Origin of the sequence: Streptomyces poriferorum, assembly GCF_019399235.1 — a bacterium.
Taxonomy (GTDB): domain Bacteria; phylum Actinomycetota; class Actinomycetes; order Streptomycetales; family Streptomycetaceae; genus Streptomyces; species Streptomyces poriferorum.
Map to the genome: position 1 here is coordinate 1 of NZ_JAELVH010000590.1, position 726 is coordinate 726.

At 70.4% G+C, this 726-nt stretch carries 1 protein-coding gene; it reads right to left on the minus strand.

The genetic code is table 11. From position 1 onward, the window contains the following. Positions 1–37 precede the first annotated feature (37 nt). The gene (locus JGS39_RS39865) at positions 38–688 is read right to left on the minus strand and encodes a thymidine kinase (RefSeq protein ID WP_219574636.1); all 651 of its coding nucleotides are present in this window, start codon (positions 686–688) and stop codon (positions 38–40) included. Positions 689–726 lie beyond the last annotated feature (38 nt).

Below are 726 nucleotides of genomic sequence, written 5' to 3' on the forward strand. Positions count from 1 at the left end.
GTGGGGAGGGGCAGCGCGGACCGCCTCCATGGAGTCCTCAGCCGGAGGCCACCGGCAGGACGTCGGGCGAGAGGGCGCCGGCGCGGGCGGAGCCGCTCGTCATACGGCGCCGATGGTGACGCCGGCACAGCACCTCGTAGCCGGTCTCCGCGGCGGGGCTGCTCACATCACCGACGACGACCTGCTCACCCTCCACGACCATTTCCCCGCCCACCGTCCGGGCGTTGTGGGTGGCGCGCGCCCCGCACCAGCACAGCGCCTCCACCTGAAGGGCCTCTATGCGGTCGGCGAGCTCGATCAGCCGCTGGGAGCCGGGGAAGAGCTTGGTGCGGAAGTCCGTGGTGATACCGAAGGCGAAGACGTCCAGGCCCAGATCGTCCACGACGCGGGCCAGCTGGTCGATCTGGTCCGGGGCGAGGAACTGCGCCTCGTCGACGATCACGTAGTCCACCCGGCCGCCCTGGGAGAGCTGATCGACGAGGTGCGCGTACAGGTCCATGCCCTCGGAGGCCTCGACCGCCTCCGTGACCAGGCCCAGCCGGGAGGAGAGCTTCCCCTCCCCCGCCCGGTCGTCGCGGGTGAAGATCACGCCCTGGAGCCCTCGCGCCGAACGGTTGTGCCCGATCTGAAGGGCCAGCGTGCTCTTTCCGCAGTCCATCGTTCCGGAGAAGAACACAAGCTCGGGCATGAGGGGTTGAGCACCTTTCGGGACGGGCGGGAGGAGGG